Genomic DNA, 18,156 nt, shown 5'->3' on the forward strand with positions numbered 1-18,156 from the left:
GCACCCGCGCCCTCCTCCTGCCGGCGCAGGATGCCGCGGCTCAGGCGAGCTGGATGAGCTCGGCCCCGTCGTCGTGCGCGGGGTCGGATGCCGCGGCGACGATGTCGAGACCGTCGAACTCGGCGGCGTCGTCCGGCACGACGGCTGCGTCGACCCGCATGCGGGACAGCCCGACGTGGCCGCCGTGGTAGCTCAGGAAGGCGCAGTCCGCGGCATCCCGCCCCGTCGCGATGCGCACGAGGGAGCGGCGGTTGGCCAGCCGCGTCGCGTCCAGCACGTACCAGCTGCCGTCGAGGTAGGCCTCGGCGACCGCGTGGAAGTCCATCGGGCGCAGGCCCGGCGCGAAGCAGGCCGCGTAGCGGGCCGGCATGTCCATGGCGCGCAGCAGCGCGATCACGACGTGCGCGTAGTCGCGGCAGACGCCCTGGCCGGTCATGAGCGTCGTGACGGCGGAGTCGGTGCCCTGGCTGAGGCCGGGCGTGTACGTCGTGCTCGTCGCGACGAAGTCGCTGACCGCGGCGATCAGCTCGTGTCCCTGGAGCCCGCGGAACTGACGTCGCGCCTGCGAGAAGACCTCGTCGGACTGGCAGTAGCGGCTCGGACGCAGGTAGGTGATGGCTTCGAGGTCGCTCGTGGCCCGCTGCGTGCCGAGGCCCTCGACGACCGCCTCGTAGCGCACTTCGAGCCGTCCGGCCTCGCCGAGGAGCCGGTGCAGGCGGCTCCCGGACTGGTCCACGATCTCGGTCGGCGTGTACACGCGATCGCCCTGCGTGAAGGTCAGCTCCTCGCGGACGACGGGCGCGGGCTGGGCCGCCGCGATCTGGAAGATCAGGTCGACGGAGGACCCCAGATCCAGGTCGAGTTCGGCGGTCACGATGCGTTGCACCGGGATATCCTCGCATGCCCCGCGGCGTGCTCCGGCACGTGCGCGCCGTGCGTCCCGGGGGGCCTCCCGCGCGCTGATTCTGTCCGGCGCGGAACGTGACGTACCCTCTTCGCATGCGCGCGACCGACCCGACCTCCCGGCACATCCCGCCGTGGGTCATCGGGGGCCTCGCCGTCGTCGTCGCCGCCGTCGCCGTCGTGGCCGTCTGGCGCCCGTGGGCGACGCCCGCGGCCACCGTCGCGGCCGGCTCCGGCGACACGGCCGTCGCCGTCACGCCCGACCTTCTCGACCTGCCCGAGAACCCGACCGTCCTCATCTTCGGCGACTCCTGGACGTTCGGCTCCGCCGCGACGGACCCGGCCCTCGGCTACGCCTACGTCGTGTCCGCCCTCACCGGGTGGACCACGGTCGTGGACGGCGTGCGCGGCAGCGGCTACCTCAAGCCCGGCATCGACGGACCCGACTTCGGCACCCGCATCTCGGCGCTCGACCCCACGCTCGACCCCGACCTCGTCATCATCCAGGGGTCGATCAACGACCGCCGCCTCCCCGCGACCGGCTACGACGCCGCCGTCAACGCCGCGTGGGACCGGCTGTCCGCCACGTACCCGTCCGCGCGCGTCGTCGTGCTCGGACCCGCCCCGCAGGTGCTTCCGGTGCAGAAGGCGACAGCGCGGATCGACCGCGATCTCGCCCGCCTGGCCGCCCAGCGCGGCTGGTGGTACCTCTCCCCCCTCCAGGAGGGGTGGATCACCCAGGCGAACTACCTCGACGTCATCGACACCGGCGTCGGCCGGAACCATCCGTCGACCGCGGGACACGCCTACCTCGCCGAGCGCCTGGCGGAGGCGGTCGCGACCATCTCGCGGTGATAGTCTCGATCGGTACGCCTCCGTAGCTCAGTGGATAGAGCGCCGGTTTCCGGTACCGTAGGTCGCAGGTTCGACTCCTGTCGGGGGCACCAGTCAGGGCAAGGGATCGCGGGTCATGAAGACCCTGCGGTCCCTTCTCCTTTTCCCGTGCGCGGCACGGCGCTCACTCGCAGGCGAGGCCGTCGCCGTCGCCGTCGCCGTGGTTGCCGGTGCCGTTCGCGAACCACTCGTAGAGCTCGGCGTCCGCCGGGTCGTTCTGCTGGAACGGGCCGGTCGGGTGACCGGCGCCGTTCTTCTTGAGCTTCGTGCACGAGGTGTACTGCTCCCACCACCGCTCGGTCGTGGGCACCACAGGCGCCACGGGGGCTGGCGGCGCTGCGGCGGCGGGCTGACAGGCGACGGTGACGACCGAGCCGTCCGCCCCCAGCGTGGCCCGCTGCGCCGAGCGGTACTCCGCCTCCCACGGGTGAGCCGGGTACCCATCGAGGGAGTCGTAGCGCGCGACCGCCGTGCCGGCCTGGATCTGCAGCATCCCGAGATCGATGCCGCTCGCCGTGCTGACGTGCCGGAGGAGGCGGCCGTACCGGTCCTGATCGTCCTGCCCCGCCGGGAGCTCCAGCGTCACGGGATCGCCGCCGGCGAGCACGCCTGCGATCGTCGCGGACGACTCGTCGTGCCCGCACTCCCCTCGTTCGGGCGTGTCGATCCCGATGATGCGGACGGTCCCCGCACTGGTCTCGATCGTGTCGCCGTCGACGACCGACACGAAGGTGACCGGCTCCGCCGCGGGCTCCGCGGGGACCGACGCGGCGGGGGTGGCCAGCGGGACGGGGGTGGATGCCGCGGCATCCGTCCGCGCCGGCTGTGTCACGCACGCCGAGAGCACCGCCGCGATGATCACGGCGGCACCGATCGACCCCAGTGTCCGTCCGACTCGCACGCGCTCCCCGTTCCGTCGCTCCCGGAGCACGGCGCGGCGCAGCGCCGGCCGGCGATCCCCAGATCACGTCGAAGCTAACAGCCCGACGACGACCGCCCGCGCCGCCGGCGCGGCGCGGCCGCAGAGCGGGCACCGGATGCGCAACGGCGGATCTCATGCGCGCCGCGCCGCGGGCGCGCGACATCCGGGTCACGACGCTCAGGATCTCCGCCGTTGGATCCGCCGTTGGATCCGCCGCTGGGCCCGCCACCCCAGATGGCGCCGACGCCTGGGAAAGATCCCGGACACACGAAGATCGCCCCGGAGCCGAAGCCCCGGGGCGATCATCAGTTGCGTTCTCGGTCTCTGTTCCCGGTTCTCTTCCGAGTTCCTGTGTCTCCGTTTTCCTTCGCGAGTACCAAGATACTCAGCCGCGCCGAGCCGTCAAGATGTCACCGCGAAGTCATTTCGAGTTCATGTTGAAGGTGAGGATGCCGGGGACGCGCGCCGCACGTCATCCTCGAGGATGACGGGGATCGGTCCGGCGGCCGACGCGGACGGCGCGGCCCGGTTCGTAGCGTCGGATCATGGCCACCGCGACCCTCTCCGTCCCGTCCTTCGCCCGCCGCCCCTCCCCCGCCGAGCGCGTCTCGGCGGGCACCGCCGCGGTCCTGTCGGTGCTCGGCAGCATGCTGGCGTTCGGGATCGCGGCGCTCGGCCTCCTGGTGGTGCCGGTCGCGGCCGCGGTCGTTTTCGGACCCGCCCTGCTCGCCCTCTTCTGACCCCGCGCTACGGCGAGATGAAGAACAGCCAGTCCAGGAGCCCGGGGTTGTGCGCGTGGACGAGCACCGCGAACACGACGGCGTCGAAGAGCAGGTGCACCGTCACGACGTAGCCGAGCGACTTGGTGCGCAGGAAGATGACGGCCTGCAGCAGCGCGAACGGGATCGTGAGGACCGGCCCCCACGCGCGGTAGCCGAGCTCCCACAGGAACGAGACGAACACCACCGCCTGCAGCACGTTCGCGGCCCCGTCGGAGAAGTGCCGGCGCAGCAGCGCGAAGCACGTGCAGATGAAGAACAGCTCGTCCCAGATGCCGACGGCGCCCACCCCGACGAACAGTCGCGCGATGAGATCGGGCGTGTCGACCACGGGCCAGTTCAGGTACACGCCGCTCGTGAGGAAGTAGAACGGCAGCAGCAGCCAGCCGAGGATGAGGACGGCGCCGAGCCACATCCACTGCCACGGCTTCCACGCGTGCCCGCCGCGCCACGGGAACCGGATCGCGCGGTCGCGGTACACCCACCGGGAGATGACGTACGGCACGACGACGGCGCCGCCGAGCGCCAGCGTGAACCGCACCATGGCGAGGTCGTCGAGTTCCGCGGCCAGATCGATGGCGCTGACGATCAGCAGCCCGACGGCGATGAGCGAGAGGTCACGGGTCAGCGACGGTGCCCGCCCCACGACGGCGCCGCGCTCCATGAGCGCGGCGGTCAGCATCCCCGCGGCCAGCAGGATCCAGCCGAGCCACGACACCTGCAGCACGAACAGCGCCGGGGCGGCGAGGCAGACGAGCGCCGCGGGGATCGTCCGCAGCGAGACGACCGGGCGTATGCCGGGATCGGAATCGGCCGGCATCCCGGTCACGCGCCGTCGCGACGCACGTACACGAGGTCGCGGATGTCGCGCCCCTTCGCCAGACCCTTGCGCTCGAACGCGGTCATGATGCGGCCCTCGAAACGCGGCGCCCACGCCCCCTCGAAGCCCGGCGCGAACTCCGTCGCGGCGGTCATCACCTCGCGCATCTGGAGCGCGTAGTCCTCCCAGTCCGTCGCGAGCCGCAGGCGACCGCCCGGCTTGAGCGCGCGGGCCGCGACGGCCGGGAAGCCGGGAGCGACGAGGCGGCGCTTGGTGTGCTTGTTCTTGTGCCACGGGTCGGGGAAGAAGATCCAGATCTCGTCGACGGATGCCGCCGGCAGCAGGTGCTCGAGAACCTCGGGGGCGTTGGCTTCGACGAGCCGGAGGTTGTCGATCCCGGCACGGTCGGCGTCCAGCATCGTGCGGGCGAGACCCGCGCGGAACACCTCGACGGCGAGGAAGTCGGTCTCCGGCGTCGCGCCGGCGGCGTGCACGATCGCGTGTCCCTGCCCCGACCCGATCTCCACCACCAGCGGAGCCGACCGCCCGTACACGGCGGTCAGGTCGACGGGGTCCCCCGGGCGGATGCTGGTGACCGCGGCAGCCCGCTCCACGTCCAGCAGGTAGTGCGGGGACAGGGCGGCCCAGGCGCGCTCCTGCCCGTCGCTCATCCTGCCGCTGCGGCGGACGAAGGAGACGGGCTTGTCGCGGAACCGCGGAGCGTCGGGGGCGTCGTCGTCGGAGACGTCGTCGGCGTCGGGATGCGGCATCCCCCCAGGCTACCGAGTCACCCGCGCCGGGCGCCTCACGCCGTGACGAAGTCGATGAGCTCCTCGACGCGGCCGAGCAGGGCGGGGTCGAGGTCCCGGTAGGAGTGCACGGCGCCGAGGATCCGCTGCCAGTTCCGGGCCAGGTCGGCGGGGGTCTCCGCCGGCCAGCCGAGGGCCCGGCTGACGCCCACCTTCCACTCGATGCCGCGCGGCACGTCCGGCCACCCGGCGATGCCGAGGGCCTTCGGGGTGACGCACTGCCACACGTCGACGTGCGGGTGCCCCACGATCCGGACGAAGCGGCCGTGCGGACCGCGCTCGACGGCCTGCGCGAGGCGTGTCTCCTTCGACCCCGGGACGAGGTGGTCCACGAGCACGCCGTACCGGCGCTCCGCGGACGGCGGGTCGTCGCGGAGGACGACGTCCAGCAGGTCGACGCCCTGCAGGTACTCCACGACGACCCCCTCGACGCGCAGGTCGTCTCCCCACACCTTCTCCACCAGCTCCGCGTCGTGCTTGCCCTCGACGAGGATCCGCGACGCGCGGGCGACGCGGGCGCGCGCCTCCGGGGCCGCGAAGGAGCCGGATGCCGTGCGTGCCGGCGCTCGGGATGCCGGGGCCTGCGGCGCGGTCAGCTGCACGGGCCTGCCCTCCAGGAGGAAGCCGCCGCCGAGCGGGAAGAGGCGGACGCGGCCGTGCCGGTCCTCGAGCTCCACGAGGCCGCTCTGCCACCCGGCCACCGCGCCGCAGAACCCGTCGGCGGCGACCTCCACGACGAGATCGCGGACGGCCTCGACGACCGGGACCACGGGACGTCCCGCCGTGCGCCAGCCGGGGGCGAGCACGTCGCCCGCGTATCGATCTTCCATGTGAGCCTCCGAACGCGTGAGCCTAACCCGGCGCCGCGTGGCCCGCGCCGAGCCACGCGCGGGATGCGCGGGAACGGTCTGCGCCGAGCTATCGCCTCATGCGAACCGGGGAATAGACTCGCGGAGGGGGCGGCCTCCGTGCCCCCGGAGGAGGATCCACCGATGCGATCGCGATGGGCTCTGGCGCTCACTGCCGCACTGGCGATCGTGGTGGGCGGCGCTGCCGGCGCCGCGCTCGCGACCGGCCCCGTCTCCCTGGGGGCGACGCGTGTCCTCGACGACGCCGGCGTGCTGTCGGCGGCCGAGGAGGGCGAGGTGCAGCAGCGCTCCGAGCAGCTGTCCGCGGCATCGGGCGTGGACCTCTGGGTGGTCTACGTCGACGTGTTCACGGACCCGGCCGACCCCGAGGCCTGGGCGACACAGACGGCGGAGGACAACGGCCTCGGCCCGAACCAGTACCTCCTCGCGATCGCGACCGAGGGGCGCACGTTCTACCTCTCCGGCGACTCGGCGGGTCCCGTCGACTTCGCGGCTCTCGGCACCATCGAGCAGCAGCGCATCCTGCCCGCCCTGGGCTCGGGAGACTGGGCGGGCGCGGGCATCGCGGCCGCCGACGGCCTCGAGAACGCCGTGGGCGGCGGCGACGGCGCTCCCGGGGCCGCGACGGGCGGCGGCGGGTTCGGCGGCATCCTCGTCTTCCTGCTGATCGCCGCGGCGGTCATCGTCGTCATCTGGCTCATCGTGCGCGCACGCCGGAAGGGCACGGCCGTCGCCGGCGGCGCCGCGGGCCCGCAGGCCGTGGCCGCCGTTCCCACCGAAGAACTCGCCCGCCGCGCGGCATCCGCGCTCGTGCAGACCGACGACGCCGTCAAGACCAGCGAGCAGGAGCTCGGGTTCGCCCGTGCCCAGTTCGGCGACGCCGCGGCGGCCGAGTTCGAGGAGACCCTCACGCGCGCGAAGGCGATGCTCGAGCAGGCGTTCTCCCTGCAGCAGCAGCTCGACGACGAGGTACCCGACACCGAGCAGGACGTCCGGGCGTGGAACACGCAGATCCTGGAACTGTGCGAGACGGCGAACGCCGAGCTGGACGAGAAGGCCGCGGCGTTCGACGAGCTGCGCAAGCTCGAGCAGAACGCGCCGGAGGCCCTCACCCGCGCGCAGGAGCTGAGGGCGACCGTCGCTGCGGGCATCGCCGAGGCGACCGAGCGCCTCGCCGCGCTGCAGACGACCTACGCCGCCGACGCGATCGCGACCGTCGCCGACAACCCGGCGCAGGCGCAGCAGCGCATCGCGTTCGCCGACGAGCGACTGACCGCCGCGGAGCAGGCCATCGGCTCCGGTGACGGCTCCGCGGCCGCCGTCAGCATCCGCGCCGCCGAGGAGGCGCTCGGCCAGGCGCGCATGCTCGAGGATGCCGTCACGAAGCTGCAGGCCGATCTCACGGCCGGCGAGCAGAACGCCGCGGCACTGATCGCGGACCTCGAGAAGGACCTCGCGGCCGCCGGTGCGATGCCGGACCGGGACGGGCGCCTCGCCCCCGTCATCGCGTCCACGCGGCAGCAGGTGGATGCTGCGCGCCGCAGCCTCACCGGTGCGCAGAAGCGTCCGCTCGGGGCGCTCGCGGCGCTCGAGGCCGCGAACACCGAGATCGACACCCTCCTCGCCGGCGTTCGCGACGCGCAGGCGCAGGCGCAGCGCGCGAGCCAGCTGCTCGGCCAGCAGCTCATGCAGGCCCAGGCGCAGGTGTCCGCCGCGGAGGACTTCATCACCTCGCGCCGCGGCGCGATCGGCGCGGAAGCCCGCACCCGGCTCGCGGAGGCCGGCGCCTCGCTCATGCAGGCGCAGCAGCTCGCCGCGAGCGACCCCGCACAGGCCCTGCAGTACGCGCAGCGCGCCAACGACCTCGCCGGGCAGGCCATCCAGTACGCGCAGAACGACGTCGGCGCCTTCTCCGGCGGTGGCGGACTCCTCGGCGGCGGCAACTCCGGTGGCGGCGGGAACATGATGGGCGCCGTCCTCGGCGGCATCGTGATCAACTCCCTCCTCGGCGGTGGCGGCGGCGGTATCTTCGGCGGGGGAGGCGGCCGCGGCGGCGGCGGCTTCGGCGGCGGCGGCTTCGGCGGCGGCATCGGCCCGGGCAGCTTCGGCGGCGGGGGCACGCGGGGCCGACGCGGAGGGGGCCGCTTCTGAGCGCCGCGCCGCACACATCCCAGAAGGTGACATGGACTTCCGACGACAACTGAAGAAACTTCCCGCTAGGAAAGGAAAACCGATGGCAAAGCAGTCCATCTTCGGACGCATCTCGACCCTGATGAAGGCGAACATCAACGCCCTCCTCGACTCGGCCGAGGACCCGGAAAAGATGCTCGATCAGCTCGTGCGCGACTACACGAACAACATCGCCGACGCCGAGGCCGCGATCGCCGAGACGATCGGCAACCTGCGCCTCCTCGAGCGCGACCACGAGGAGGACCGGAAGGCCGCGGTGGAGTGGGGCAACAAGGCCCTCGCCGCGAGCAAGAAGGCCGACGAGCTCCGCTCGGCCGGCAACACGGCCGACGCCGACAAGTTCGACAACCTCGCGAAGATCGCGCTGCAGCGTCAGATCGGCGAGGAGAACGAGGTGCGCGCGATCGCGCCCTCCATCGCCGCGCAGACCGAGGTCGTCGAGAAGCTCAAGGACGGCCTCAACGGCATGAAGGGCAAGCTCGAGCAGCTGCGCTCGAAGCGCTCCGAGCTGCTCGCCCGCGCGAAGACCGCGGAGGCCCAGAACAAGGTCCACGACGCCGTCAAGTCGATCGACGTGCTCGACCCGACCAGCGAGCTCGGCCGCTTCGAGGACAAGGTCCGACGCCAGGAGGCCCTCGCCGCCGGCAAGCAGGAGCTCGCCGCCTCGTCGCTGGACGCGCAGTTCAACCAGCTCGAGGACGTCGGGGAGCTCACCGAGGTCGAAGCCCGCCTCGCGGCGCTGAAGACCGGGGGCACCCCCGCCCCGGCGATCGAGCAGTAATCGGCGCGAGCCGTCCCACCGTGGCACGGCGCCGACTCCGGTCGGCGCCGTGCCCACCCGCCTCGAGAGGCTGCGCATGACCCGGTTCGTCGTGGTTCCGCAATGGCAGGGCTCGCCGGCCGCGCGCGCGATGCTGCTCATCGACGGCGCGGAGGCGATCGCAGGCGACCTGCCCCGCGCCTCCTCCACGCGCATCGACGTCCCGCTGGAGGCCGGCGAATCGCTCGGCAGCCCGGTCCGGCGCCTGAGCTCGCTCACGCGCATCCGCGACCTCGTGGCCGCCGAGCTCGCCGACCGCGCCGAGTCCGATGGCGACCAGCCGACGGTCGTGATCGGCGGCGACTGCGGCGTCGCGGTGCCGGCGGTCGCCCACGCGGCCACTCGGCATCCGGGGATGGCCGTCGTCTGGTTCGACGCGCACGGCGACCTGCACTCCCCCGACACCTCCCCCTCCGGCGCGTTCGCCGGCATGGCCCTGCGCGCCGTGTTCGGCGACGGTGAGCTCTCCGCCGGGGGCGCCGTCACCGCCGACCGCGTCATCCTGGCCGGCGCCCGCGAATTCGAGGACGCCGAAGTCGCACTCGTCGCCGCCACCGGGCTCCGCGTGCTCGGCGTCGCCGACCTCGCCGACCCGGAGGCCCTCGCCGACGCCGTCGCCGCAACCGGCGCGGATGCCGTCTACATCCACGTCGACCTCGACGTGCTCGACCCGGCCGTCATGACCGGCCTCACCTCGGCCGTCCCGTTCGGGCTCGCCGTCGCCGATGTCACGGCGTCGGTCGCCGCCCTGCGCGCGCGCCTGCCGCTGGCGGGCGCGTCGGTGTGCGGTTTCGCGCCCGCGACGCCGGCTGCCGCCGTCGACGACCTCGGCAGCATCCTGCGCATCGTGGGCGCCCTCGCATGATCGCGACACCGCCGGCCGGCTGGAAGGCCGCCGCCGAGCGGGCGGTCGCCCGCGGCGAACGCCTCGACCGCGCCATCCCCTCGTTCCTGCTCGACTCCCCGATCAGTCGGCTCGGCTACTGGTGGGGCACCGCCGTCGGGTGGCTGTGGGGATCGCTGTGGTCCACGGGGCCGGTGCTCCGCCGCGGGGGCCTTCTCGTGTTCCGCGGCATGCCGTCCTGGACCTACGGCCGGGGCGGCGTGTGCGTCGGACGCTGCTACCTGACGGGCGAGGGCGTCCTCACCGAACGCATCCTCCGGCACGAGGCCGTGCACGCCGCGCAGTGGCGGCGCTACGGGTTCCTCATGCCGGTGCTGTACCTCGTCGCCGGGCGCAACCCGCTGAAGAACCGGTTCGAGATCCTCGCCGGACTCGAAGACGGCAACTACGTGCCGCGCACCACGGGACGCTGAGGACGCCGAGTCCCCACGCAGGCCCTACCGTGCGGACAGCAGGCCGAAGCGCTCGGGAGCGCTGATCGCGGACGCGTCGATGTGCAGTGCGCTGGTCAGATGGTCGACGATGTCGGCCGTGCCCAGGAACCCGCCGAGCAGGTGGATGCGGGTCGCGTCGTCCTCGCGGCACAGCATCTCGTCCGCCCACGCCGTGACGGCGCGCGCCAGCGCTTCCCCGGGTGCGCAGGCGCGACCGGTCCCGGGCGCTCCGGAGCGCCGCGAGCGGTCGAGCCAGGTGACGGTCATCCGCGCCGGGGCCGCAAGACGCCCGATCCAGCCGGCATCCGGCACCTCCACGAACACGCGGCCGGTCGAGCACAGCGGGAGCGTCGCGATCAGCGCCTCGAGTTCGGCGAGCGAGGACTCGTCCGCCGTGATGAGGTGCTGGACGCGCGTGTGCTTGGACGCCCGGCAGGCGGCGGGGGTGTGCGCGGTGGAGCGGGACATGATGCGACCACTATACCCCGCGAGGAAGGGTTGCCTAACCTTGGTCTGGGGCGCGGCCGATGCGCCGTCAGCGCGAGGCGATCAGGACGCCCTGCAGCTCGACGATCTCGTCGTCGCCGAGGCCGTGCGCGCGGAGGAACTCCACGGGCGCCCCGAAGCGGGCCCGCAGGTCGTCGAGCACGCGGCGCATGGCGGGCGCGGGCGACCGGGTCGCGAGCTCCTCGAGGTGTCGCGCCTCGGGGTGCAGGCTCCGCAGGTAGGCGAGCACCCGCTCGTTGCGCTGCGCCGGCAGCAGCGCCTCGGTGCGCGCGTAGTCGGCCACGACGGCATCCTCGTCGACGCCCGCGGCAGCCAGTGCGAGCGCGACGGTCACGCCCGTGCGGTCCTTCCCGACGGTGCAGTGCACGAGCACCGGCTGGTCGGCGATCACGGCGCGCACCACCTCGACGATGCTCTCCCCCGCGCCGTCGACGAGGGAGCGGTACAGGTCGTCGAGGGTGAGGTCCTCGGCGAAGAAGGATGCCGTCGACCCCGCGAACAGGGGGATCCGGACCGTCTCGTGGCCGAGGTCGGCGAGCCGGGTCGGCTCCCACGCGACCTCGGCGTCGTCGCGGAGATCCACGATGCGCCGCAGGCCCAGCCGCCGCAGCGTCTCCCGTCCCGCGGCGTCGACGCGGGCGAGGTTCCCGGACCGGAACAGCACGCCGGGACGCGTCGTCCCCCCGCTCGCAGGGAGGCCGCCGGTGTCCCGGAAGTTCAGGGCACCCGCGACGGTCAGCGGGTCGGTCATGCCGGGTCCGCGGTGGCCCCCCGCCGCGGCGGGACGGGGTACTTGCCCGCGATCGTGATGCGGTTGAAGGCGTTGATCGACACGAGGAGCCAGCTCAGCGCGACGTACTCCTGCTCGGAGAGGATGCCGCCGACGTGGTCGTAGACCTCATCGGGGATGCCGTCCTCGTGGATGTACACGTAGCACTCGGCGAGTTCGAGGGCGGCCCGCTCCCGGGCCGTGAAGACACCGGAGTCGCGCCACGTCGCGATCTGCGCGATCTCGTCGGCCGTGAGCCCTGCCGCGACGGCCCGGTCGACGTGGATGCGGACGCAGTACGCGCACCCGTTCAGCTGAGAGGCATGGACGAGGGCGATCTCCTTCATCCGCGCGTCGATGCCGGCCTCTGCCGCGATCTCCCCGACGGTCTGCGAGAACGCCTCGAGCGCGTCGTACGCGGGACGAGCCGATCGGGACAGATGGACGCGGCGTTCCGGGGTCATGACGCCCACCCTACCGACGGCATCCGGGAGAATGGATCGACCATCGCCCCGTCACCCCGAGGATGCCGCGTGACCACGACCCCGTTCGACGAGTTCTCCTTCCTCCCCGCGCAGGCGGCCGGCATCGGGGTGACGGCGATCCCGCCGGTGCGCCGGGTGACGGCGCCGCTGCCGGACGGCCGGACGGTCAGCGCGCTGCAGTACGGCGACCCGGCCACCGGGGAGTTCCCGCCCCCTGCGGTCACGCTCCTGCATGGCGCGGGACTGAACGCCCACACGTGGGACACGACGGTCCTCGCCCTCGGCCTGCCCGCGCTCGCCGTCGACCTGCCCGGGCACGGCGACTCGTCGTGGCGTGCGGACGGCGCCTACACGGGCCGCCTGCTCGCGGCGGACCTCGCCGCGGTGCTCTCGGTGTGGGCGGCGTCGCCGCAGGTGCTCGTCGGCCAGTCGCTCGGCGGCCTGACCGCCGCGGCGCTGACCGCCGCGCACCCGGAGCTCGTGCGCCGACTCATCGTCGTCGACATCTCCCCGGGGCTCGACCCGAACGGCGGCGCCAGCCAGATCCGCGCGTTCTTCGCCGGCCCCACCGACTGGGCCTCGCGGGAGGAGCTCGTCGACCGCGCCCTCTCCTTCGGCCTCGGCGGGTCGCGGGAGGCGGCGACGCGCGGCGTGTTCCTCAACTCCCGCGTCCGCGAGGACGGGCGGGTGGAGTGGAAGCACCACTTCGCGCACCTCGCCCACCTCCTGGCCACCGACCGCGCGGCCGCGGCCGCGGCCGACAGTGCGGCGAGCGCGTCGGCCGGGGTGCTCTCCGCCGCCGGGTGGGACGACCTCGCGGCCGTGGCGGTCCCGGTCACCCTCATCCGCGGCGACCGCGGCTATCTCACCCCCGCCGACGTCGACGAGTACCGGCGGCGCCTGCCCGCCGCCGAGGTCATCACGGTCGCCGCCGGGCACAACGTGCAGGAGGACCAGCCCGTCGAGCTCGGCGGACTCCTCGCGGCACGCGTTCATGACGCCGGATGACCCCGCAGCGGACGCGTCACCCTAGGCTGTTGTGCGCACCACGTCCGCAGACCCGCATCGGACAGCGATGATGCCGAGTCTGCACCTGCGAAAGGACCACCCCCGCATGCTTCGTCGTACCGCCCTCGCCGCCGCGGCGATGCTCGCCGCCGGCGCCCTCCTCCTGACCGCGTGCACGGGCAGCGCAGAGCCCGGTCCGTCCGAGACCGAGCTGACCGCCGACCCCGACGCCTCCGTCGGGATCCGCCTCGTGCTGGAGCCCGGGAACCTCGACATCCGCGAGACGGCGGGCGCCGCGCTCGACCAGATCCTGATCGACAACGTCTACCAGGGCCTCGTCGCCCGGACGCCCGACCAGGAGGTCGTCCCCGCCCTCGCCAGCGACTACGAGATCTCCCCCGACGGCCTCACCTACACGTTCACGCTCCGCGAGGGGGTCACGTTCCACGACGGCCAGGATCTGACGCCCGAGGACGTCGTGTGGTCGCTCACACAGGTGCGGGACGACGCCGCCTACCGCGACTCCGCGCGCCTCGCCGGCGTCACCGGCATCACCGCGGAGGGGCAGACGATCACCCTCACCCTCGGCGCGCCGGACTCGACGCTGCTGTGGAACCTCACCGGCCGCGCGGGACTCATCCTCAAGAAGGACGACACGATCGACCGCAAGACGGCCACGAACGGCACCGGCCCGTTCACCCTGGCCGGCTGGAAGCAGGGCGCCAGCATCACCTTCGCGCGCTACGACGGCTACTGGGGCGAGCCGGCACAGGTGGCCGAGGTCGTCTTCAGCTACATCCCGGAGACTCAGGCGGCGCTCAACGGCGCCCTCGCCGGCGAACTCGACGTGCTGACCGGGTTCGACGCGAACCTGAAGGACCAGATCGAGGCCGGCGGCGACTTCGCGCTCGTGCTCGGCAAGTCCACCGACAAGGGCACGCTCGCGATGAACTCGAAGAGCGGCCCGCTGAGCGACGAGCGCGTCCGCCAGGCGATCCGCCAGGCGATCGACAAGGATGCCATCGTCGAGGCCCTCGGCGCGGGACAGACCCAGTACGGCCCCATCCCCGAGCTGGACCCCGGCTACGAGGACCTCTCCGAGGTGGCGCCGTTCGACCCCGATGCGGCGCGCGCCCTCCTGAAGGAGGCCGACGCGGAGGACCTGACGCTGACGCTGACGCTGTACAACGGGTACGGCACGACCGTCTCGCAGATCCTCGTGTCGAACCTCGACGATGTGGGCATCACGCTCAAGGTGAACCAGGTCGAGTTCCCCACCTGGATCAACGACGTCTACATCAACCAGGACTACGAGCTGAGCTTCGTGCTGCACACGGAGTCGCGGGACTTCGAGAACTGGGCGAACCCGGAGTACTACTTCACGTACGACAACGCCGAGGTGCAGAAGCTGTACGCGGAGTCGGTCGCCGCCGTCGACCCCGACGAGACCGCAGACCTCCTCGCCCAGGCCGCGCGCATCGTGTCGGAGGACATGGCGGCGGACTGGCTGTACAACGGCGCCTCCGTGCTCGCGGTCGCCTCGAACGTCACGGGCGTGCCGTCGGTGAACGTCAACGAGCGGCTCAACCTCGCCCAGCTGGTCAAGAGCACGGAGTGATCCGGTACGCCCTGACACGATCGGCCCTGCTGCTGCTCGGGCTGTTCGTCGCCAGTGCGCTCATCTTCTTCACCCTCCGGGTCCTGCCCGGAGACGTAGCCCAGCTCATCGCCGGGATCAACTCGACGCCGGAGCAGATCGCGGCGATCCAGCAGCGCCTCGGCCTGGACCAGCCGCTGCCCGTGCAGTACGCCACCTGGATCGGCGGCATCCTGACCGGCGACCTGGGCGAGTCGATGCTCACCGGCACACCGGTCGCGAGCGAGCTCGCGCAGAAGGCGCAGGTGACGATCCCGCTCGGCCTCCTGTCGATGACCGTGGCGATCGTCATCGCGCTCCCCTTCGGCGTGCTGTCCGCGATCCGGCGCGGCCGCGCCGACGGCACGGCGCTGAACGTCGGCGCGCAGGCGGTGGCGGCCGTCCCCGTCGTGTGGGCGGGCATGATGCTCGTCGTCGTGTTCGCCGTCTGGCTCGGCTGGCTGCCGGCGCAGGGCTTCCCCCGATCCGGCTGGTCCGACCCGGGCGCGGCGCTGCGCGCCCTGCTGCTGCCCGCCATCACGATCGGGGTCATCGAGGGCGCGATGCTGCTGCGGTTCGTGCGCTCGGCGACCCTGCAGGCGGTCGGCGAGGACTTCGTGCGCACCGCCGCCGCGAAGGGCCTCACCCGCACGCAGGCCCTCATCCGGCACGGCCTTCCGACCGTCGGACTGTCGATCATCACCGTCCTGGGCCTTCAGGTCGCCGGGATCATCGTCGGCGCCGTCGTCATCGAGCAGCTGTTCACCCTGCCCGGGATCGGACGGATGCTGGTCGCCGACGTCAGCAATCGCGACCTGCTCAAGGTGCAGGGCGAGCTCCTCGTGCTCACGAGCTTCGTCCTCATCGTCGGGTTCCTCGTCGACCTCGCCCACCGGGCCATCGACCCACGGCAGCGGGAGGCGGAATGACCCGGTTCGCCTGGCTCCGCCGGCTGTGGGCGCTGTCCACGGGCCGCTTCGGTCTCCTCGTGGCCGCGGGCATCGCCGTCGTCGCGATCGCGGCACGGTTCTGGACGCCGTTCAACCCGCAGCGCGTGGACATCGCCGGCCGCTGGGCGCCGCCCGGCTGGCCGCACCTCCTCGGCACCGACGGGTCGGGCCGCGACATCCTGAGCCTTCTCATGGCCGGCGCCGGCACGACGCTCCGGGTCGCGGTGGGCGCCGCCGTCGTCGCGACCGTGATCGGCATCATCCTCGCCTCCCTCGGCGCCCTGACCGCCCGCTGGATCCGCGAGTCCGTCGCCGTCGTCGTCGACATCCTCATCGCCTTCCCCGTGCTCATCATCGCGATGATGATCTCCGCCGTGTGGGGCGGTTCGCTCTGGGTCGTCATCATCTCGGTGGGGATCGGGTTCGGCGTGAACGTCGCCCGGGTCACGCGGCCGGAGCTGCGTCGCGTGCTGCACAGCGACTTCGTCCTGGCGGGCCGCGCGAGCGGCCTCACCCCGTTCCAGAACCTGTGGCGGCACCTGCTGCCCAACGTCGCGCCCGTCTTCATCGTGCAGCTGTCGTGGGCGATGGCCGTCGCCGTGCTGGCGGAGGCGGGCCTCAGCTACCTCGGGTTCGGGGCCCCGGTCACCGAGCCGTCCTGGGGGCTGCTGCTGAAGGATCTGCAGGCGTACATCACGGTGTACCCGCTCACCGTCGTGTGGCCGGGTCTCGCCATCACCCTCACGGTGCTCGGCCTGAACCTCCTGGGAGATGGACTCCGTGAGGCCACCGATCCCACTCTGTCCCCGCGCCGCGCCGCCCATCACGTGCCGGAGGTGGTCGCGTGAGCCTCGAGGTGCGCGGTCTCACGATCGAGATCTCCGGTCGCCGTGTCGTGGACGGCATCTCCTTCGACGTCCCCGACGGTGCGCGCGTCGGCCTCATCGGCGAGTCCGGCTCCGGCAAGTCCCTCACAGCCCTCGCCCTCCTCGGGCTCCTGCCGGGCGGTGCGACGGCGAGCGGCAGCATCCGCTGGGACGGCCGCGAGCTGATCGACCTCCCCGATCGCGACCTCGCCCGGCTGCGCGGCGACGAGATCGGGATCGTCTTCCAGGAGCCGCGCACCGCCCTGAACCCGATCCGCACCGTGGGGCGGCAGATCGCCGAGTCCGTCCGCATCCACGAGGGACTCGGCCGGCGCGAGGCGCTCGCCCGCGCCGTCGCCGAAGCCGCCCGCGTGCGCCTCCCCGACCCGGAGCAGATCGTCGGCCGCTACCCGCACCAGCTCTCCGGAGGGCAGCGGCAGCGTGTGGCGATCGCGATGGCCCTCGCGTGCCGCCCGCGCCTCCTCATCGCCGACGAGCCCACGACGGCCCTCGACGTCACGATCCAGTCGGAGATCCTCGAGCTGCTGCACTCCCTCGTCACCGATGACGGGATGTCGCTCGTCTTCATCACGCACGACCTCGCCGTGCTGTCGCAGATCGCGACGCACGCCGTCGTCCTCGAAGACGGCCGCGTCGTGGAGGAGGGACCCATCTCGCGGCTGCTCACCGCGCCGTCCTCCCCCGTCACGCAGGGGCTCCTCCGCGATGCGACCGCGACCCTGTGGCGTCCGGGGGGCCGGTCATGAGCGACGAGCTCATCCGCGCCCGCGGACTCGGCCGCCGGTTCCGTGCACCCTCCCCCGGCCTGTTCGCAGCGCCCCGGTACACGACCGCCCTCGACGACGCCGACGTCGACGTCCGCGCCGGGTCCGCCGTCGGGATCATCGGCGAGTCCGGCTCCGGGAAGTCCACCCTCATCCGCCTGCTGCTCGGACTGGACACCCCGACCTCCGGCACCGTGGAGTTCGACGGCCGGCCCGTCGACGCCACGGCGGGTGCCCGGTCGCTGCACTGGCTTCGCCGCGAGACGGGGATCGTCTTCCAGGACCCGTACGCGTCGCTGGATCCGCGGATGAGCGTGGGGCGGATCGTCGCCGAGCCGCTGTGGGCTCTCGGCATCCCCGGTGATCGGCGCGCCCGCGTGCGCGAGGTGCTGGCGGACGTGGGCCTGGAGCCGGAGATGGCCGACCGCTTCCCGCACGAGTTCTCCGGCGGCCAGCGGCAGCGGATCGCGATCGCGCGCGCCATCGCGCACCGCCCCCGCGTGCTCGTCGGCGACGAGCCGCTGTCCGCGCTCGATGTGACGGTGCGCGCGCAGATCCTCGCGCTGCTGCGCGAACTCCGTCGCCGCGAGCAGCTCACCCTCCTCCTCGTCTCGCACGACATCGGGGTCGTGCAGAACCTCTGCGACGAGGTGCTCGTCATGAAGGACGGACGCATCGTCGAGGAGGGCCCGACGGAGAAGGTGCTCCTGGAGCCTCAGGTCGCCTACACGCGGCGACTGCTGGCGTCCATCCCCATCATCGACGCGCGAGACCACGGGGTCGGTGGCGCGGGCTAACGTGTCGCA

The 18,156-nt window shown here is 72.8% G+C and carries 20 protein-coding genes and 1 tRNA gene; 13 read left to right on the forward strand and 8 right to left on the reverse strand.

What is annotated here, in order from left to right:
* Positions 1–40 precede the first annotated feature (40 nt).
* The gene (locus BR85_RS08275) at positions 41–886 is read right to left on the reverse strand and encodes a transglutaminase-like domain-containing protein (protein WP_028496119.1); all 846 of its coding nucleotides are present in this window, start codon (positions 884–886) and stop codon (positions 41–43) included.
* 113 nt (positions 887–999) lie between these two features.
* Between BR85_RS08275 and BR85_RS08280 the strand changes: the two genes are divergently transcribed.
* A complete protein-coding gene (locus tag BR85_RS08280; protein WP_036272328.1) occupies positions 1,000–1,758 on the forward strand; it encodes an SGNH/GDSL hydrolase family protein in 759 nt (252 codons plus the stop codon).
* Positions 1,759–1,774: 16 nt separating this feature from the next.
* Positions 1,775–1,850 (forward strand) — tRNA-Arg (locus BR85_RS08285).
* 71 nt (positions 1,851–1,921) lie between these two features.
* Here BR85_RS08285 and BR85_RS14900 read toward each other — a convergent pair.
* Positions 1,922–2,698 carry a thermonuclease family protein gene (locus tag BR85_RS14900; RefSeq protein WP_155947965.1) on the reverse strand — a complete coding sequence of 259 codons (777 nt, stop codon included), beginning with the start codon at positions 2,696–2,698 and terminating at the stop codon, positions 1,922–1,924.
* Between the two features lie 566 nt (positions 2,699–3,264).
* Here BR85_RS14900 and BR85_RS08295 point away from each other — a divergent pair.
* Positions 3,265–3,459 carry a hypothetical protein gene (locus tag BR85_RS08295; protein ID WP_028496121.1) on the forward strand — a complete coding sequence of 65 codons (195 nt, stop codon included), beginning with the start codon at positions 3,265–3,267 and terminating at the stop codon, positions 3,457–3,459.
* 7 nt (positions 3,460–3,466) lie between these two features.
* Here BR85_RS08295 and BR85_RS08300 read toward each other — a convergent pair whose 3' ends face one another.
* The 3 genes from BR85_RS08300 to BR85_RS08310 are packed head-to-tail and all read right to left on the reverse strand — an operon-like array spanning position 3,467 to position 5,957.
* A complete protein-coding gene (locus tag BR85_RS08300; protein ID WP_036272589.1) occupies positions 3,467–4,318 on the reverse strand; it encodes a CPBP family intramembrane glutamic endopeptidase in 852 nt (283 codons plus the stop codon).
* Between the two features lie 5 nt (positions 4,319–4,323).
* Complete coding sequence (gene trmB, locus BR85_RS08305; protein ID WP_028496123.1) at positions 4,324–5,088, reverse strand: tRNA (guanosine(46)-N7)-methyltransferase TrmB; 765 nt, start codon at positions 5,086–5,088, stop codon at positions 4,324–4,326.
* 35 nt (positions 5,089–5,123) lie between these two features.
* A complete protein-coding gene (locus BR85_RS08310) occupies positions 5,124–5,957 on the reverse strand; it encodes a DUF3097 family protein (RefSeq protein WP_028496124.1) in 834 nt (277 codons plus the stop codon).
* A 162-nt stretch (positions 5,958–6,119) separates the two neighbouring features.
* On the opposite strand from BR85_RS08310, the gene BR85_RS08315 reads away from it, so the two are divergent.
* The 4 genes from BR85_RS08315 to BR85_RS08330 all read left to right on the forward strand — a co-directional run bounded on the left by BR85_RS08315 (position 6,120) and on the right by BR85_RS08330 (position 10,323).
* The gene (locus tag BR85_RS08315; RefSeq protein ID WP_028496125.1) at positions 6,120–8,147 is read left to right on the forward strand and encodes a TPM domain-containing protein; all 2,028 of its coding nucleotides are present in this window, start codon (positions 6,120–6,122) and stop codon (positions 8,145–8,147) included.
* A gap of 82 nt (positions 8,148–8,229) precedes the next feature.
* On the forward strand, positions 8,230–8,967 hold the full coding sequence (locus BR85_RS08320) for a PspA/IM30 family protein (protein ID WP_028496126.1): 738 nt from the start codon (positions 8,230–8,232) through the stop codon (positions 8,965–8,967).
* 76 nt (positions 8,968–9,043) lie between these two features.
* A complete protein-coding gene (locus BR85_RS08325) occupies positions 9,044–9,871 on the forward strand; it encodes an arginase family protein (protein WP_028496127.1) in 828 nt (275 codons plus the stop codon).
* Positions 9,868–10,323 carry a hypothetical protein gene (locus BR85_RS08330; protein WP_028496128.1) on the forward strand — a complete coding sequence of 152 codons (456 nt, stop codon included), beginning with the start codon at positions 9,868–9,870 and terminating at the stop codon, positions 10,321–10,323. Before BR85_RS08325 ends, BR85_RS08330 begins: the two co-directional genes overlap by 4 nt.
* Before the next feature lie 24 nt (positions 10,324–10,347).
* Here BR85_RS08330 and BR85_RS08335 read toward each other — a convergent pair whose 3' ends face one another.
* The 3 genes from BR85_RS08335 to BR85_RS08345 all read right to left on the reverse strand — a co-directional run bounded on the left by BR85_RS08335 (position 10,348) and on the right by BR85_RS08345 (position 12,084).
* Complete coding sequence (locus BR85_RS08335; RefSeq protein WP_028496129.1) at positions 10,348–10,812, reverse strand: SIP domain-containing protein; 465 nt, start codon at positions 10,810–10,812, stop codon at positions 10,348–10,350.
* Between the two features lie 67 nt (positions 10,813–10,879).
* Positions 10,880–11,602: a tyrosine-protein phosphatase gene (locus BR85_RS08340; RefSeq protein WP_028496130.1), complete on the reverse strand. Its 723-nt coding sequence runs from the start codon at positions 11,600–11,602 to the stop codon at positions 10,880–10,882.
* Positions 11,599–12,084: a carboxymuconolactone decarboxylase family protein gene (locus BR85_RS08345; RefSeq protein ID WP_028496131.1), complete on the reverse strand. Its 486-nt coding sequence runs from the start codon at positions 12,082–12,084 to the stop codon at positions 11,599–11,601. The genes BR85_RS08340 and BR85_RS08345 overlap by 4 nt, the downstream gene beginning before the upstream one ends.
* Positions 12,085–12,153: 69 nt before the next feature.
* Here BR85_RS08345 and BR85_RS08350 point away from each other — a divergent pair, with 69 nt between their 5' ends.
* The 6 genes from BR85_RS08350 (at position 12,154) to BR85_RS08375 (ending at position 18,147) form a co-directional block, all read left to right on the forward strand.
* Positions 12,154–13,113: an alpha/beta fold hydrolase gene (locus BR85_RS08350; RefSeq protein WP_028496132.1), complete on the forward strand. Its 960-nt coding sequence runs from the start codon at positions 12,154–12,156 to the stop codon at positions 13,111–13,113.
* 106 nt (positions 13,114–13,219) lie between these two features.
* Positions 13,220–14,731, forward strand: coding sequence for an ABC transporter substrate-binding protein (locus BR85_RS08355; protein ID WP_028496133.1), 1,512 nt, complete (start codon positions 13,220–13,222; stop codon positions 14,729–14,731).
* Positions 14,728–15,678 (forward strand): ABC transporter permease, encoded by a 951-nt coding sequence (locus BR85_RS08360; RefSeq protein ID WP_028496134.1) that lies wholly within the window; start codon positions 14,728–14,730, stop codon positions 15,676–15,678. The genes BR85_RS08355 and BR85_RS08360 overlap by 4 nt, the downstream gene beginning before the upstream one ends.
* Positions 15,675–16,547, forward strand: coding sequence for an ABC transporter permease (locus BR85_RS08365; RefSeq protein WP_028496135.1), 873 nt, complete (start codon positions 15,675–15,677; stop codon positions 16,545–16,547). Before BR85_RS08360 ends, BR85_RS08365 begins: the two co-directional genes overlap by 4 nt.
* Complete coding sequence (locus BR85_RS08370) at positions 16,544–17,332, forward strand: ATP-binding cassette domain-containing protein (RefSeq protein ID WP_028496136.1); 789 nt, start codon at positions 16,544–16,546, stop codon at positions 17,330–17,332. Before BR85_RS08365 ends, BR85_RS08370 begins: the two co-directional genes overlap by 4 nt.
* A complete protein-coding gene (locus tag BR85_RS08375) occupies positions 17,329–18,147 on the forward strand; it encodes an ABC transporter ATP-binding protein (protein WP_028496137.1) in 819 nt (272 codons plus the stop codon). Before BR85_RS08370 ends, BR85_RS08375 begins: the two co-directional genes overlap by 4 nt.
* Positions 18,148–18,156 lie beyond the last annotated feature (9 nt).

Source organism: Microbacterium sp. UNCCL10, from assembly GCF_000746195.1.
Classification (GTDB): Bacteria; Actinomycetota; Actinomycetes; order Actinomycetales; family Microbacteriaceae; genus Microbacterium; species Microbacterium saccharophilum.

Bases quoted from the DNA above. Each gene is read 5' to 3' on its own strand.
- BR85_RS08280 (WP_036272328.1), top strand. From the start codon at position 1,000: ATGCGCGCGACCGACCCGACCTCCCGGCACATCCCGCCGTGGGTCATC.
- BR85_RS08295 (WP_028496121.1), top strand. From the start codon at position 3,265: ATGGCCACCGCGACCCTCTCCGTCCCGTCCTTCGCCCGCCGCCCCTCC.
- BR85_RS08300 (WP_036272589.1), bottom strand. From the start codon at position 4,318: ATGCCGGCCGATTCCGATCCCGGCATACGCCCGGTCGTCTCGCTGCGG.
- trmB (WP_028496123.1), bottom strand. From the start codon at position 5,088: ATGCCGCATCCCGACGCCGACGACGTCTCCGACGACGACGCCCCCGAC.
- BR85_RS08310 (WP_028496124.1), bottom strand. From the start codon at position 5,957: ATGGAAGATCGATACGCGGGCGACGTGCTCGCCCCCGGCTGGCGCACG.
- BR85_RS08315 (WP_028496125.1), top strand. From the start codon at position 6,120: ATGCGATCGCGATGGGCTCTGGCGCTCACTGCCGCACTGGCGATCGTG.
- BR85_RS08320 (WP_028496126.1), top strand. From the start codon at position 8,230: ATGGCAAAGCAGTCCATCTTCGGACGCATCTCGACCCTGATGAAGGCG.
- BR85_RS08325 (WP_028496127.1), top strand. From the start codon at position 9,044: ATGACCCGGTTCGTCGTGGTTCCGCAATGGCAGGGCTCGCCGGCCGCG.
- BR85_RS08330 (WP_028496128.1), top strand. From the start codon at position 9,868: ATGATCGCGACACCGCCGGCCGGCTGGAAGGCCGCCGCCGAGCGGGCG.
- BR85_RS08335 (WP_028496129.1), bottom strand. From the start codon at position 10,812: ATGTCCCGCTCCACCGCGCACACCCCCGCCGCCTGCCGGGCGTCCAAG.
- BR85_RS08340 (WP_028496130.1), bottom strand. From the start codon at position 11,602: ATGACCGACCCGCTGACCGTCGCGGGTGCCCTGAACTTCCGGGACACC.
- BR85_RS08345 (WP_028496131.1), bottom strand. From the start codon at position 12,084: ATGACCCCGGAACGCCGCGTCCATCTGTCCCGATCGGCTCGTCCCGCG.
- BR85_RS08355 (WP_028496133.1), top strand. From the start codon at position 13,220: ATGCTTCGTCGTACCGCCCTCGCCGCCGCGGCGATGCTCGCCGCCGGC.
- BR85_RS08365 (WP_028496135.1), top strand. From the start codon at position 15,675: ATGACCCGGTTCGCCTGGCTCCGCCGGCTGTGGGCGCTGTCCACGGGC.
- BR85_RS08375 (WP_028496137.1), top strand. From the start codon at position 17,329: ATGAGCGACGAGCTCATCCGCGCCCGCGGACTCGGCCGCCGGTTCCGT.